14 protein-coding genes are annotated in these 13,478 nt (G+C 63.0%); 8 read left to right on the top strand and 6 right to left on the bottom strand.

Going from position 1 to position 13,478, the window contains the following annotated elements:
• Positions 1 to 38: 38 nt before the first annotated feature.
• Genes ACSFB7_RS01575 through ACSFB7_RS01550 form a run of 6 tightly spaced genes read right to left on the bottom strand, consistent with a single transcriptional unit; the run spans position 39 to position 3,493 of the window.
• Positions 39 to 629 (bottom strand): LOG family protein, encoded by a 591-nt coding sequence (locus ACSFB7_RS01575; protein ID WP_435466419.1) that lies wholly within the window; start codon positions 627 to 629, stop codon positions 39 to 41.
• Positions 630 to 660: 31 nt separating this feature from the next.
• Entirely contained in the window at positions 661 to 1,068 is a 408-nt protein-coding gene (locus ACSFB7_RS01570; protein WP_093240718.1) for a diacylglycerol kinase, read from the bottom strand.
• The gene (locus tag ACSFB7_RS01565) at positions 1,065 to 1,631 is read right to left on the bottom strand and encodes an RDD family protein (protein WP_435466417.1); all 567 of its coding nucleotides are present in this window, start codon (positions 1,629 to 1,631) and stop codon (positions 1,065 to 1,067) included. The genes ACSFB7_RS01570 and ACSFB7_RS01565 overlap by 4 nt, the downstream gene beginning before the upstream one ends.
• Before the next feature lie 12 nt (positions 1,632 to 1,643).
• Complete coding sequence (locus tag ACSFB7_RS01560; RefSeq protein WP_435466415.1) at positions 1,644 to 2,450, bottom strand: DUF3106 domain-containing protein; 807 nt, start codon at positions 2,448 to 2,450, stop codon at positions 1,644 to 1,646.
• A 57-nt stretch (positions 2,451 to 2,507) separates the two neighbouring features.
• Positions 2,508 to 2,930 (bottom strand): DUF3619 family protein, encoded by a 423-nt coding sequence (locus ACSFB7_RS01555; RefSeq protein WP_435466413.1) that lies wholly within the window; start codon positions 2,928 to 2,930, stop codon positions 2,508 to 2,510.
• A complete protein-coding gene (locus tag ACSFB7_RS01550) occupies positions 2,927 to 3,493 on the bottom strand; it encodes an RNA polymerase sigma factor (protein ID WP_435466411.1) in 567 nt (188 codons plus the stop codon). The genes ACSFB7_RS01555 and ACSFB7_RS01550 overlap by 4 nt, the downstream gene beginning before the upstream one ends.
• Positions 3,494 to 3,774: 281 nt before the next feature.
• On the opposite strand from ACSFB7_RS01550, the gene ACSFB7_RS01545 reads away from it, so the two are divergent.
• The 8 genes from ACSFB7_RS01545 to ACSFB7_RS01510 all read left to right on the top strand — a co-directional run bounded on the left by ACSFB7_RS01545 (position 3,775) and on the right by ACSFB7_RS01510 (position 13,433).
• The gene (locus tag ACSFB7_RS01545) at positions 3,775 to 5,559 is read left to right on the top strand and encodes an acetolactate synthase 3 catalytic subunit (RefSeq protein ID WP_435466409.1); all 1,785 of its coding nucleotides are present in this window, start codon (positions 3,775 to 3,777) and stop codon (positions 5,557 to 5,559) included.
• A 142-nt stretch (positions 5,560 to 5,701) separates the two neighbouring features.
• The gene (ilvN, locus tag ACSFB7_RS01540) at positions 5,702 to 6,193 is read left to right on the top strand and encodes an acetolactate synthase small subunit (RefSeq protein ID WP_187109719.1); all 492 of its coding nucleotides are present in this window, start codon (positions 5,702 to 5,704) and stop codon (positions 6,191 to 6,193) included.
• A gap of 55 nt (positions 6,194 to 6,248) precedes the next feature.
• Entirely contained in the window at positions 6,249 to 6,521 is a 273-nt protein-coding gene (locus ACSFB7_RS01535; protein WP_435466407.1) for a DUF4282 domain-containing protein, read from the top strand.
• A gap of 49 nt (positions 6,522 to 6,570) precedes the next feature.
• Positions 6,571 to 7,587 carry a ketol-acid reductoisomerase gene (ilvC, locus tag ACSFB7_RS01530; protein ID WP_093240696.1) on the top strand — a complete coding sequence of 339 codons (1,017 nt, stop codon included), beginning with the start codon at positions 6,571 to 6,573 and terminating at the stop codon, positions 7,585 to 7,587.
• Positions 7,588 to 7,769: 182 nt separating this feature from the next.
• Positions 7,770 to 8,594: a CDP-diacylglycerol--serine O-phosphatidyltransferase gene (pssA, locus tag ACSFB7_RS01525; RefSeq protein ID WP_435466405.1), complete on the top strand. Its 825-nt coding sequence runs from the start codon at positions 7,770 to 7,772 to the stop codon at positions 8,592 to 8,594.
• Between the two features lie 207 nt (positions 8,595 to 8,801).
• The gene (gene leuA / locus ACSFB7_RS01520; RefSeq protein WP_435466403.1) at positions 8,802 to 10,505 is read left to right on the top strand and encodes a 2-isopropylmalate synthase; all 1,704 of its coding nucleotides are present in this window, start codon (positions 8,802 to 8,804) and stop codon (positions 10,503 to 10,505) included.
• Positions 10,506 to 10,556: 51 nt separating this feature from the next.
• Positions 10,557 to 12,095: a 2-isopropylmalate synthase gene (locus ACSFB7_RS01515; RefSeq protein WP_435466401.1), complete on the top strand. Its 1,539-nt coding sequence runs from the start codon at positions 10,557 to 10,559 to the stop codon at positions 12,093 to 12,095.
• Between the two features lie 117 nt (positions 12,096 to 12,212).
• Positions 12,213 to 13,433 (top strand): serine hydrolase, encoded by a 1,221-nt coding sequence (locus ACSFB7_RS01510; RefSeq protein WP_435468044.1) that lies wholly within the window; start codon positions 12,213 to 12,215, stop codon positions 13,431 to 13,433.
• Positions 13,434 to 13,478 lie beyond the last annotated feature (45 nt).

The following is a 13,478-nucleotide window of genomic DNA, read 5'->3' as shown; positions in this document are numbered from 1 at the left end:
AAGCCCCCTTGCGGGGGCTTTGTCGTTGAAGGCAGGCGTCAGAGGTTTTCCGACAACCTGTCTTCGCGCGGATGCAATGGCACTTCAGCGCGCAATGTCGTCAGCAGTTCGGTCGCGTCGGTGCCGGTGCGGATCAGCTCCATCTGCCATTCGCCCATGAAGCCCTCGCGCACGCTGTGCGCCAGGAAGCCCAGCAAGCCGTCGTAATAGCCGGCGGTGTTGAGGATGCCGGTGGGCTTGTCGTGATAGCCGAGCTGGCGCCAGGTCCAGATCTCGAACAATTCCTCGAAAGTGCCGATGCCGCCCGGCAGCGCAACGAAGGCATCGGCGCGCTCGCCCATCATGGCCTTGCGTTCGTGCATGGTGTCGACCACATGCAGCTCGTCGCACAGCGGGTTGGCCAGCTCCTTGTCGACCAGCGCCTTGGGAATGATGCCGACCACGCGGCCGCCGGCCTGGCGGGTGGCCTCGGCCACCGTGCCCATCAGGCCGGTGCGACCGCCGCCGTAGACCAGTTGGCCGCCGTGCTGGCCGATCCACTGGCCGACCGCTTGCGCGGCCTGGGAAAACTCGGGGCGCTCGCCGGGACGCGAGCCGCAATACACGCAGATCGAAAATTCAGGATTCATCCCGCCATCATGCCGCAGCTGGCGGGCCTTCTCATGACACGAAGCGTTGCCAGAGCGCTGCCGCCCAGATGCCACCGCACAGCGTGAGCGAGAGCAGCACGGCTGCGCTGCCCATGTCCTTGGCGCGCTTGGAGAGGTCGTGCCATTCGGGGCCGATGCGGTCGATGGCGGCTTCCACGGCGGTGTTGAGCAGCTCGACGATCATCACCAGGATTGCGCTGCCCGCGAGCAGCGCCACCTCGACCCAACTGCGCCCGAGCCAGAAAGAGGCCGGGATCATCACGATCGACAGGACGGCTTCCTGGCGGAAGGCGGGCTCGCTCCAGCCGGCGCGCAGGCCGTGCAGCGAGATCAGCGTGGCGTGCCAGACGCGCTCGAAACCCTTGCGGGCCTTCTGCGGGTTGACGGCGGGATCGGGGAGATTGGGCAAGGCACTCATCGGCGGCTCATCGGTTGGGAGGTGACAAGCCGTGTACCGGCCCAGGCGTCGTGCCAGAACTGGCGGTCGGGGTGAAAGCGTGCAAGCAGGGCCCAGACGGCGACCCAGCCAAAGATCAGGAGTGTCGATTCGCCGCCCGACAGCTTGAAGGGGGCGATGGCTGCCAGTGGCGGCAGGAACCAGACCCAGCTCAGCAGGTAGCGCGCGAGGGCGCGGCGCTGGCTGACGGGGTGGCCCTGGACGTCGACGATGCGGATGTTCCAGGTTTTCATCGCGAGTGTCTGGCCCTTGGCCCAGAACCAGACGAAGTACACGCCGAACACCACGAACAGGAACGCCTGGAACAGGTGCCGGCGCGAGTCCATGGCGTCGCGCATCTGGCCCAGCGTGCTGAACAGCCAGCCCGAAACGAACACCACCGCAAAGAGCAGCATGCCTTCATAGAGCCAGCAGGCCATGCGACGCCACAGGCTGGGCACTATCGAAACAGGAGCGCTGGCTGAAGGAGGAACGGGCGAAACGGGCTGATTGGATCCCGAAGCCTCGGGCGTACTGGAAACCATCGAAGCCTTGGATCAGGGGGCGGAAGAAGGCGGCTCGGTCGCCGAAGAGGGCGCTGGCACCTGGGCTTCCGCCGGGACCGGTGGGGACGTGACGTTGGCGGGTGCCGGCGCTGCCGGCACGATGACGACCGCGGGCGTGGCCGTCGCTGGCGTGCGTTCCGGCGGGGTTGCAACCATGATCGTCGTCGGGGCGGGCGGCGACGGAGGTGGTGCCAGCAGGATTCTCGGCGTGTGCTGTCCGCCAGGCGTGACAGCCGGCACGGGCACGAGTTTCTGGGAAGAAACCGGTCGCACCGGAATGGCCGCGCCGCGTGGCTTGGTTGGCGCGCGCTCGGCGAGCTTGCGCTTTTCTTCTTCGCTCAAGGCCTGGTATTGCTCCCATTTGGCCTTGCGCTCATCGGCCGGGATGCGTTTGACCTCGGCGAAATTCAGGCGAGCCTGGGTGCGTTGCTGGTTGCTCAGTGCAGCCCATTCGATCATTCGGCTGTGCAGCGTGACCTGGTCGTCGGCCGACATGTTTGCGAAATTGCGCGACAGGGCCAGCCATTTGCGCTTTTGCCCGGCGTTCAGCGTGTTCCAGTGCGGAGCCAGCGGCTTGAGGGCCAATTGCTGCTCTGCGGTGAGTTCGCTCCAGAGCGGCTTGGTTGGAGAAACAGCCTTGGGGCTGGTGGCAGCCGCGGAAGAGGCGGCCGATGCCGGGTTGCCTGCGGCCTTGACCGCCGCCTCGGGGCGGGTCTGGGCGCTGGCAAGCGTCAGGCTGAAAGCCGCGGCTGCAAGCGCGCCTGCCCAAACGACTGCGCCCGCCGGGAGCGGGCGCAACGGGCGGGGAGTGTTTGCGCTGGGGGAGGAGCGGCGTCGCATTCGTTCGGTGAAAGTTCAGTCGGAGGCGCTGTCGGCCTTCAGGAATTGGGCGAAACCGGGATCGGTATAGGCAGCAGGGGGCAAGTCACCCGTGAGGAGCGCGGAATCCACTTCAGCCAGTTCGGTAGCGCGGTCGTCGTCCTGCATCACGCTGATGGTGATGAGTCCGGCCACGAGCGCGATCAGCGGCACCACCGAACCGATGCGGGTCCACCAACTGCCGCCCAGCGTGAGCGTACGGCCCGACTGCACCACGACAGGTGCAGCGCGCAACTGCGGCGGCAGCTTGCGCGCGGCCACGGCCTGTGCGCGGGCTACGCGCAGGCGTTCGCCGATGTCGTGCGACAGCTCGCGGTTGCCGCTCGACAGGCGGGCAGCCAGACGCTGACCGAACTGATCTTCGGCGGCGGATGAAGAGGTTGGAACCTTAGTGTTCATAGCGATATTCCCTTGGCCTTGAGCGCCTTGCTGAGAGCGTGAACGGCTCGCGAACAATGGGTTTTGACGCTGCCTTCGGAGCAGCCCATCGCGGCGGCCGTCTCGGCAACGTCCATTTCCTCCCAGTAACGCATCAGGAAAGCCTCGCGTTGACGGCCCGGCAGCGCCGCGATCTGTTCCTCGATCTCGTGGAAGACCTGGGCGCGGCGGGTCGTGTCTTCGGCACTCTCCGTTTCCCTAGAGTCGGTGGGCGAGACGAAGTTCTCCAGCAGATCGAAATCGCCGTCGTCGTCGACCGACTCGAAGTCGCTGAGATTGGAGAAAAGGGCGCGACGGGTTTTCTGGCGGCGGAACCAGTCGAGCGTGCAGTTCGACAGGATGCGCTGGAACAGCATCGGCAGTTCGTTGACCGGCTTGTCGCCGTAGTGCTGCGCCAGCTTCATCATGCTGTCCTGCACGATGTCGAGCGCCGCTTCTTCGTCCCGCACGTGATAGACCGAGCGCTTGAAAGCGCGTCGTTCGACGCTTTTCAGGAAGTCGGAGAGTTCTTGTTCAGTGGCCAAGCGAGAAGGGGCGCAGGGCGCGCCGCATGGGGAAGAGGTGTCTAGCGATCGCGTATGTTTACCGTCGGCGATTATGCCTTTGTGTCTTTACACGACAGCTGAAGCGAATCTGAACGCGCGGAAATGTCATAATCCGCGCTGCAAGTCAAAAGGCAAACGGGTCAAGGTCCGGCGGAACATCAGTCCGCTCATGGCTATGGCCTCAAGTCCTGGCGCGACCTCACAAGGGTTGGCAAGGGGCACCCAAGGTATTTCGTTCCCGAAATAGACAAAGGTTGATCATGGAAATCTCAAAGGCGGAAATCATCTCCGCAGCCGCTGCGTCTTCCGGCGCCGGCAATGCCACGCAAGAACTCATGGGCGCTGAAGTGCTGGTCAAGGCACTGCAGGCCGAAGGCGTTCAGTACGTCTGGGGCTATCCCGGCGGCGCGGTTCTCTACATCTACGACGCGTTCTACAAGCAGGACACCATCCAGCATGTGCTGGTGCGCCACGAACAGGCGGCAGTCCACGCGGCCGACGGCTATGCACGTGCGACTGGTGAAGTCGGCGTGGCGCTGGTCACCTCCGGCCCCGGCCTGACCAATGCGGTCACCGGCATCGCGACCGCGTACATGGACTCGATCCCGATGGTGATCATCTCGGGCCAGGTGCCAACGGCAGCCATCGGCCTCGATGCTTTCCAGGAATGCGACACGGTCGGCATCACCCGCCCCATCGTCAAGCACAACTTCCTCGTCAAGGATCCGAAGGATCTGGCCATGACGATGAAGAAGGCCTTCCACATTGCACGCAGCGGCCGTCCGGGCCCGGTGGTGGTGGACGTGCCGAAAGACGTTTCCTTCAAGAAGACGCCTTACGCCGGCTATCCCGACAAGGTCGAGATGCGCTCGTACAACCCGGTGCGCAAGGGCCACGGCGGCCAGATCCGCAAGGCACTGCAGTTGCTGCTGACGGCCAAGCGCCCGTACATCTACACCGGCGGCGGCGTGCTGCTGGGCAATGCCTGCAACGAGCTGCGTACGCTGGTCGACATGCTCGGCTACCCGGTCACGAACACGCTGATGGGCCTGGGTGCCTATCCGGCGAGCGACCGCAAGTTCCTCGGCATGCTGGGCATGCACGGCACCATCGAAGCCAACAACGCGATGCAGAACTGCGACGTGCTGCTGGCCGTGGGCGCGCGCTTCGACGACCGCGTGATCGGCAACCCCAAGCACTTCGCGCAGAACGAACGCAAGATCATCCACATCGACATCGATCCGTCGAGCATTTCCAAGCGCGTGAAGGTCGATATTCCGATCGTCGGCGACGTGAAGGACGTGCTCACCGAACTGATCTCGATGATCCGCGAGAGCACGACCAAGCCCGACGGCGGCGCATTGGCCGACTGGTGGAAGACCATCGAAGCATGGCGCTCGCGCGACTGCCTCAAGTACGACCGCGGCAACAAGGACGTGATCAAGCCGCAGTTCGTGGTCGAGACGCTCTGGAACATGACCAAGGACGCCGATGCCTACATCACGTCCGACGTCGGCCAGCACCAGATGTGGGCCGCGCAGTACTACCGCTTCGACGAGCCGCGTCGCTGGATCAACTCGGGCGGCCTGGGCACCATGGGCGTGGGCATTCCCTACGCCATGGGCATCAAGCTCGCCAAGCCCGATTCGGAAGTGTTCACCATCACCGGTGAAGGCTCGGTGCAGATGTGCATCCAGGAACTCTCCACCTGCCTGCAATACAACACGCCGATCAAGATCTGCTCGCTGAACAACCGCTACCTGGGCATGGTGCGCCAGTGGCAGGAGATCGAATACTCCGGCCGCTACAGCCACAGCTACATGGACGCGCTGCCCAACTTCGTGAAGCTCGCTGAGGCCTACGGCCACGTCGGCATGCTGATCGAGCGTCCACAAGACGTGGAGCCTGCGCTGCGCGAAGCACGCAAGCTCAAGGACCGCACGGTGTTCATGGATTTCCGTACCGACCCCACCGAGAACGTGTTCCCGATGGTGAAGGCCGGCATGGGCATCACCGAGATGCTCCTGGGTTCCGAGGATCTCTGATCCCGGTTCCCTTGTTCGTTCGCTAGTCCGTTCAACTCTTACTGACGAATCTATTGCCCGCCAAGCCCGCGCATTACCGTGCGCGGGGGAGGGCGGCGAAAGCGAAAGCTTCCGCGTAGGCGAAAAGAGGAGTCGCGCAAACATGAAACACATCATTGCAGTGCTGCTGGAAAACGAGCCGGGTGCTCTTTCCCGCGTGGTGGGCCTTTTCTCGGCCCGTGGCTACAACATCGAATCGCTGACCGTTGCGCCGACCGAGGACCCGAGCCTCTCGCGCATGACGATCGTCACTGCCGGTTCCGACGACGTGATCGAGCAGATCACCAAGCACCTGAATCGCCTCATCGAAGTCGTGAAGGTTGTCGACCTGACCGAAGGCGCCTACACCGAGCGAGAGCTCATGATGGTGAAGGTGCGCGCGGTGGGCAAGGAGCGCGAAGAAATGATGCGCATGGCCGAGATTTTTCGAGGCCGGATCATCGACGTGACCGACAAGAGCTACACCATCGAACTCACCGGCGACCACGGCAAGAACGACGCTTTTCTGGAAGCGATCGACCGTAGCGCTATCCTCGAGACTGTCCGCACCGGTGCCAGCGGCATCGGGCGCGGCGAGCGCATCCTGCGCGTGTAGGGGGTGAAGATCCCCTCAGTTTCATCGTTCATCAACACGACATGAGGAGAAGGTAATGCAAGACTTGCTGGGCTTCGACAAGATGGTGACCCCCATCGTCATCCGGATACTGTATTTCCTGGGACTGCTGGTGGTACTGGTTTCCGGGGTCGGCGCGCTTTTCAGCGGCGGCCTCAGAGGGGTTCTTACCGGCCTCGCCATTCTGGTTTTCGGCGCGATCATGGTTCGCGTCTACAGCGAATTGCTGATCCTGCTGTTCCGCATTCACGACAACCTCGTGTCGATCAATCAGCAAATGAAGGACCGGAATTCTTCCGGCCAACTGTGAGTGAACGGCACCCCTTGGGGGTGCCAGAGATTAAATAGGAAAGACGCATATGAAGGTTTACTACGACAAGGACGCGGATCTCAGCCTCATCAAGGGCAAGACGGTCGCAATCATCGGTTACGGGTCGCAAGGTCACGCGCATGCGCAGAACCTGAACGACAGCGGCGTCAAGGTCGTGGTCGGCCTGCGCAAGGGTGGTGCTTCGTGGGACAAGGTCGGCAAGGCCGGCCTGCAGGTCGCCGAAGTCGCCGATGCCGTGAAGTCGGCTGACGTGGTCATGATCCTGCTGCCCGACGAGCAGATCGCCAACGTCTACAAGAACGACGTGGCCCCACACATCAAGGAAGGCGCCTCGCTCGTCTTCGCGCACGGCTTCAACGTGCACTATGGTTTCGTGCAGCCGCGCGCCGACCTCGACGTGTGGATGGTCGCTCCCAAGGCCCCGGGCCATACGGTGCGCAGCACGTACACGCAAGGCGGCGGCGTGCCCCACCTCGTGGCCGTGCACCAGGACAAGACCGGCAAGGCGCGTGACCTCGCGCTGAGCTACGCCACCGCCAACGGCGGCGGCAAGGCCGGCATCATCGAGACCAACTTCCGCGAAGAAACCGAGACCGACCTGTTCGGCGAACAAGCGGTTCTGTGCGGCGGCACGGTCGAGCTGATCAAGGCTGGTTTCGAAACGCTGGTGGAAGCCGGCTACGCCCCCGAAATGGCGTACTTCGAATGCCTGCATGAGCTCAAGCTCATCGTCGACCTGATCTATGAAGGCGGCATCGCCAACATGAACTACTCGATCTCGAACAACGCCGAATACGGCGAGTACGTCACGGGCCCGCGCATCGTGACCGACGAGACCAAGAAGGTCATGAAGCAAGTGCTCAAGGACATCCAGACCGGCGAATACGCCAAGAGCTTCGTGCTCGAAGCCGCCGCCGGCCAGCCCACGCTGATCAGCCGCCGTCGCCTGGGTGCAGAGCACCAGATCGAAGTGGTCGGCGAAAAGCTGCGCGCGATGATGCCCTGGATCAAGAAGAACAAGCTGGTCGACCAGACCCGCAACTGATCCTGCTGGCAAAGGGTGCTTCGGCACCCGTTTCCCAAGGGCCACCCGTCGCGGTGGCCCTTTTGTTTGACGGGGGCAAAGCATCCCCTGAACTACACTGCGAACCATGCGACTCACAGATCAAGATGCTATCGAATGGATAGCTGACCGCGCAGTGCCCATGAGGGACGGAGGCAAATTCAATGCATGACGATACGGTTCCCGACGAGGTGCAACCGCGCAAACGCCGCAAGGGCATCTACATCCTGCCGAACCTGTTCACGCTGGCGGCGTTGTTCGGCGGTTTTTATTCGGTCGTGATGGCCATGAACGCGCGCTTCGATCTCGCGGCGCTCGGCGTGTTCGCCGCGATGATTCTCGACAGCCTCGATGGCCGCGTCGCGCGCATGACCAACACGCAAAGCGCGTTCGGCGAGCAGATGGATTCGCTGTCCGACATGGTGTCGTTCGGCGCCGCGCCTGCGCTGATCGCCTACGAGTGGTCGCTCAAGGGCCTCGGGCGCTGGGGCTGGATTGCGGCCTTCGTGTACTGCGCCTGCGCGGCACTGCGGCTGGCGCGTTTCAACGTCAACACCAGCGTGGTCGACAAGCGCTGGTTCCAGGGCTTGCCGTCGCCTGCGGCTGCAGCACTGGTGGCCGGATTCATCTGGCTGGTGGACGAGTGGGGCAAGCGTGGCGGCGAGGTGCTGTATCTCTCGTGGACGCAGATCACCTGGGTCACTTTCGCGTTCACGCTCTATGCGGGTCTCACGATGGTCACCAACGCACCGTTCTACAGCTTCAAGGACATCCAGATGAAGAAGAGCGTGCCCTTTGCCGCGATCGTGCTGATCGCGCTCGGCATCGCCGTCATCAACATCCATCCGCCGACCGTGCTGTTCAGCCTCTTCGTGATCTATGGCCTGAGCGGCTATGTGGTCTACGGTTGGCGCAAGGCCAAGGGCCAGCCGGCCAGCGTGATCAGCACGTCGACCGAAGAACCTGACGAGCGCGGCCTGCACAACTGAGGCACCGGGCCTTCCCAGGCCCGCAAAGGCTGTGCTACATTCGCAACCCTCATGACCAAGATTTCGCTGCTGGCCCTACTAGCCCTCCCTCACGGGCGGAGACGGTAGCGCACGCGCAAATCCCTCACCACGGCCCGTTCGCACCAGCAACGGGCCGTTTGTTTTTGGGGTTGCTGGTTGATTACCAACCATCACAGAGAAATCGACATGCTCAAGCAACCTCAAGCCAAATACCGCGCATTCGCCCCGATCGGCCTCAAGGACCGCACCTGGCCCGATGCCGTGCTGACCAAGGCCCCGATCTGGCTGTCGACCGATCTGCGTGATGGCAACCAGGCGCTGGTCGAGCCGATGGACATCGCCCGCAAGATGCGCATGTTCGAGACCCTGGTGGCCATCGGCTTCAAGGAAATCGAAGTCGGCTTTCCCTCCGCATCGCAGGTCGAATTCGACTTCGTGCGCAAGCTCATCGAGGAAGACCGCATTCCCGACGACGTGACGATCCAGGTGTTGACGCAGGCACGCGACCACCTCATCGCCCGCACCTTCGAATCGCTGCAAGGCGCCCCGCGCGCCATCGTCCACCTCTACAACGCCGTGGCCCCGGTGATGCGCCGCGTGGTGCTCGGTATGAACGAAGACCAGATCGTCGAACTCGCCAGCAGCCACGCGCGCATGTTCAACGACTTCGCCGCCAAGCAGCCGGCCACGAAGTGGACCTTCCAGTACTCGCCTGAAATGTTCTCGGGCACCGACGTGGTCTTTTCCAAGCGCGTCGTCGATGCGGTCACCGACGTCTGGGCGCCGACGCCCGAGCGCAAGTGCATCGTCAACCTGCCCACCACGGTCGAGCATTCCACGCCGAATATCTTTGCGGACATGATCGAGTGGATGCATCGCAACCTTGCACGCCGCGACTCCATCGTGCTGTGCGTGCACCCGCACAACGACCGCGGCACTGGCACGGCGGCAGGCGAACTGGCGTTGATGGCTGGCGCCGAGCGCATCGAAGGCTGCCTCTTCGGCAACGGTGAGCGCACTGGCAACCTCGACCTCGTGAACGTTGCGCTCAACCTCTACACGCAAGGCGTATCGCCCGAGCTCGACTTCTCGAGCATCGACGAGATTCGCGCCACGGTCGAGCACTGCAACCAGATCCCGGTGCATCCGCGCCACCCGTACGTGGGTGACCTTGTCTACACCTCGTTCTCGGGTTCGCACCAGGATGCGATCAAGAAGGCCTTCGCCGCACGCAAGGACGGGGACATTTGGGACATGCCCTACCTCCCCATCGACCCGAAGGACGTGGGCCGCAGCTACGAAGCCGTGATCCGCGTCAACAGCCAATCTGGCAAGGGCGGCATGGCCTACCTGCTCGAAAGCGAATACGGCATCGAGATGCCGCGTCGCCTGCAGATGGAATTCATGCAGACCGTGCAGCGCGTGATGGACGTGGCCGGCAAGGAGCTCACAGCGGCAGATCTCTGGGATCTCTTCGTGCGCGAATACGGCATCGACACCGCCCACTCGCTGCAGCACCGCGTGATCGAGGAAGAGGGCGAGGGCGCCAATGCCACCGTGGTTCTGCGTGGCGACCTGCCCTGGGACGGCGAGACTCGCGCCATCGAAGGCCGCGGCAACGGACCGATCGATGCCTTCACGCAGGCACTGAACAAGGCCACCGGCCATACGGTGCGCGTGATGGACTACCACCAGCACGCCATCGGCGCCGGTGCCGACGCGAAATCGGTGGCGTACCTCGAGTTGCGCATCGATGAGACGCAGACCCTGTTCGGTGTCGGCATTGACGCGAATGTGATCTCGGCATCGCTCAAGGCCATCCTCTCGGGCGTGGAGCGGGCCCGGAGCCGAGGCGCGCACAGCGCACAATCGGCGGTTGAAGTCGCCTGACGCTGCCCTTCACGGGGTGCGCAAGGTGGAAACGAACAAAGGAGATTCACGATGACTGACCAACTCATAATTTTCGACACCACCTTGCGCGACGGCGAGCAATCGCCCGGCGCCTCGATGACGCGCGACGAGAAGATGCGCATTGCCAAGCAGCTGGAGCGGCTCAAGGTCGATGTCATCGAAGCCGGCTTCCCCGCCAGCTCGAACGGCGACTTCGAAGCCGTCAAGGCGATTGCCGATGTGATCAAGGACGCCACCGTGTGCGGCCTCTCTCGCGCCAACGACCGCGACATCGCGCGGGCAGCCGAGGCCCTGAAGGGCGCGGCACGCGGCCGCATCCACACCTTCATCGCGACTTCGCCGTTGCACATGGAAAAGAAGCTCCGCATGTCGCCCGACGAGGTGCATGAACAGGCCAAGCTGGCCGTGCGCTTTGCGCGCAACCTGGTGGCCGACGTGGAGTTCAGTCCCGAAGACGGCTACCGCAGCGACCCGGATTTTCTGTGCCGCGTGATCGAGACCGTGATCAACGAAGGCGCCACCACCATCAATGTGCCCGACACCGTCGGCTACGCCATTCCCGAGCTCTACGGCAACTTCATCAAGATGCTGCGCGAGCGCGTGCCCAACAGCGACAAGGCGATCTGGTCGGTGCACTGCCACAACGACCTCGGCATGGCGGTGGCGAACTCGCTGGCCGGCGTGAAGATCGGCGGCGCGCGGCAGGTGGAATGCACCATCAATGGCCTGGGCGAGCGCGCGGGCAACTGCTCGCTCGAAGAAGTCGTCATGGCGGTCAAGACCCGCAAGGACTATTTCGGGCTCGACCTGCGCATCGACACCCAGCACATCGTGGCCGCGAGCCGCATGGTGAGCCAGACGACCGGCTTCGTCGTGCAGCCCAACAAGGCCGTGGTGGGTGCCAACGCCTTCGCGCATGCCTCGGGGATCCATCAGGACGGCGTGCTCAAGGCGCGCGACACCTACGAGATCATGCGGGCCGAAGACGTGGGCTGGGCCGCCAACAAGATCGTGCTGGGCAAGCTCAGCGGCCGCAACGCCTTCAAGCAGCGCCTGAATGAGCTTGGCGTGACCATGGGCAGCGAGGCCGACATCAACGCAGCGTTTTCGCGCTTCAAGGAGCTGGCCGATCGCAAGTCCGAAATTTTTGACGAAGACATCCTCGCGCTCGTCAGCGCGGAAGAGGTGTCGAACGTTGGTGAGCAGTTTGCTTTCGTTTCTCTCTCCCAGCACAGCGAAACCGGCGAGCGCCCCCAGGCGAAGGTCGTTTTCACGGTCCAGGGCAAGGAAGTGACCGGCGAGTCCGACGGGAATGGCCCGGTCGATGCTTCCCTCAAGGCGATCGAGTCGCACGTCAAGAGCGGCGCCGAGATGGTTCTTTACTCTGTAAACGCCATCAGTGGCTCGACGGAAAGCCAAGGAGAAGTTACAGTCCGGTTACAAAACGCAGGGCGGGTGGTCAACGGTGTGGGCGCAGACCCGGACATCGTGGTCGCTTCGGCTAAAGCTTATTTGAGTGCGCTCAACAAGTTACAGAGCCAAGCTGAGAGAGTTGCAGCGCAAGGTTAGGTTTTCAGGCGTTCCTTGGTATTCGATTGAAGAAGAGGATGCAAGTAACTGATATTGCGTGTCTTTTTTGATTTCGATACACTGCGGTTCTCGTTTGTCGCCGCTGGAGATTTATTAATGCCTGAAGCCCGTCTCCGCCGAGTTTCCAGCCAGCGGTTTCTACCCGCGTTCAAATTCATCGCCGTCGCGCTCTGTGCCACGGCGTTTTTGCTGCCTGGCGCCCAGGCAGCGAAGAAAGAAAAGCCCACCGCCGCCAAGACCGCCGTCGCCAAGAAGGCGAAGGGTCCGGTGCCGGTCGAGGTCAAGCGCACTGCATCGGCCAAGGCTGCACGTGGCGCTACGGCTGTTGTCGCCAAGCGCGGCGGCCGCGCCGAAAAGGCTGAGAGAGCAGAAAAAACCGTTCGTGGTGGCCGCAATGTGGTTGCCACCATCCACAAGAAGAATGGCAAGACCGTGGTGGCCGTGCAGCGCCGCTCGGTTGTGCGCGTCGAGGCGCCTGCCCGTCAGTCCTTCGGCCAGATGGCTGGCTTGCATGGCACCGACGACGTGCTCGACCTGAAGTCGAGCGTTGCACTGGTGATCGACCAGGACACGCATGAGGTGCTGTTCAGCAAGAACGACCACGCCGTGCTGCCGATTGCATCGCTCACCAAGCTGATGACCGGCCTGCTCATCAGTGAAGCCCATCTGCCGAACGAAGAGCTGATCACCATCACCCAGGACGACGTCGACACCGAAAAGCGAAGCAGCTCGCGCCTGACGGTCGGCACCACGCTGTCGCGCGGCGAACTGCTGCATCTGGCGCTGATGTCGAGCGAAAACCGTGCGGCACACGCGCTGGGCCGTACCTACCCGGGGGGCCTGACGACCTTCGTGAGCATCATGAATGCCAAGGCGAAGATGCTCGGCATGAAGGACACGCGCTATGTGGAGCCCACCGGCCTGTCGAGCCGCAACCAGTCGAGCGCGCAAGACCTGGCGCTGCTGGTCAATGCCGCTTACTCCGATGCCACGGTGCGCTCGCTTTCCACGTCGCCTGAGTACCAGGTCGAGGTCGGCAACCGCGTGCTGCAGTTCAACACCACCAATCGCCTCGTGAAGAGCCCGGATTGGGAAATCGGCGTGCAGAAGACGGGCTACATCTCCGAAGCCGGCCAGTGCCTTGTGATGCAGGCCAAGGTTGCCGGGCGCAAGTTGATCATGGTGTTCCTGGATTCGGCCGGCAAATTCAGCCGGATTGCCGATGCGGAGCGCGTGCGTCGCTGGGTCGAGGCCACGCATGCTGTGGGTTCGCCGGCGGTTTCCTCGCGCAACGCCAGCTTCCAGGTTGCTGGTTGAGAGACGTCTAGAAGAAATAAAAAGGCCCGCATCGCGGGCCTTTTT

The organism is Variovorax raffinosi, from assembly GCF_051216615.1.
Lineage (GTDB): Bacteria > Pseudomonadota > Gammaproteobacteria > Burkholderiales > Burkholderiaceae_C > Variovorax.
This window is presented reverse-complemented; position numbering and strand designations above follow the sequence as displayed.

Coding starts and splice junctions, on each gene's coding strand:
- ACSFB7_RS01510 (WP_435468044.1), top strand. CDS start 12,213: ATGCCTGAAGCCCGTCTCCGCCGAGTTTCCAGCCAGCGGTTTCTACCC.
- pssA (WP_435466405.1), top strand. CDS start 7,770: ATGCATGACGATACGGTTCCCGACGAGGTGCAACCGCGCAAACGCCGC.
- ACSFB7_RS01545 (WP_435466409.1), top strand. CDS start 3,775: ATGGAAATCTCAAAGGCGGAAATCATCTCCGCAGCCGCTGCGTCTTCC.
- ilvN (WP_187109719.1), top strand. CDS start 5,702: ATGAAACACATCATTGCAGTGCTGCTGGAAAACGAGCCGGGTGCTCTT.
- ACSFB7_RS01570 (WP_093240718.1), bottom strand. CDS start 1,068: ATGAGTGCCTTGCCCAATCTCCCCGATCCCGCCGTCAACCCGCAGAAG.
- ilvC (WP_093240696.1), top strand. CDS start 6,571: ATGAAGGTTTACTACGACAAGGACGCGGATCTCAGCCTCATCAAGGGC.
- ACSFB7_RS01515 (WP_435466401.1), top strand. CDS start 10,557: ATGACTGACCAACTCATAATTTTCGACACCACCTTGCGCGACGGCGAG.
- ACSFB7_RS01565 (WP_435466417.1), bottom strand. CDS start 1,631: ATGGTTTCCAGTACGCCCGAGGCTTCGGGATCCAATCAGCCCGTTTCG.
- leuA (WP_435466403.1), top strand. CDS start 8,802: ATGCTCAAGCAACCTCAAGCCAAATACCGCGCATTCGCCCCGATCGGC.
- ACSFB7_RS01535 (WP_435466407.1), top strand. CDS start 6,249: ATGCAAGACTTGCTGGGCTTCGACAAGATGGTGACCCCCATCGTCATC.
- ACSFB7_RS01555 (WP_435466413.1), bottom strand. CDS start 2,930: ATGAACACTAAGGTTCCAACCTCTTCATCCGCCGCCGAAGATCAGTTC.
- ACSFB7_RS01575 (WP_435466419.1), bottom strand. CDS start 629: ATGAATCCTGAATTTTCGATCTGCGTGTATTGCGGCTCGCGTCCCGGC.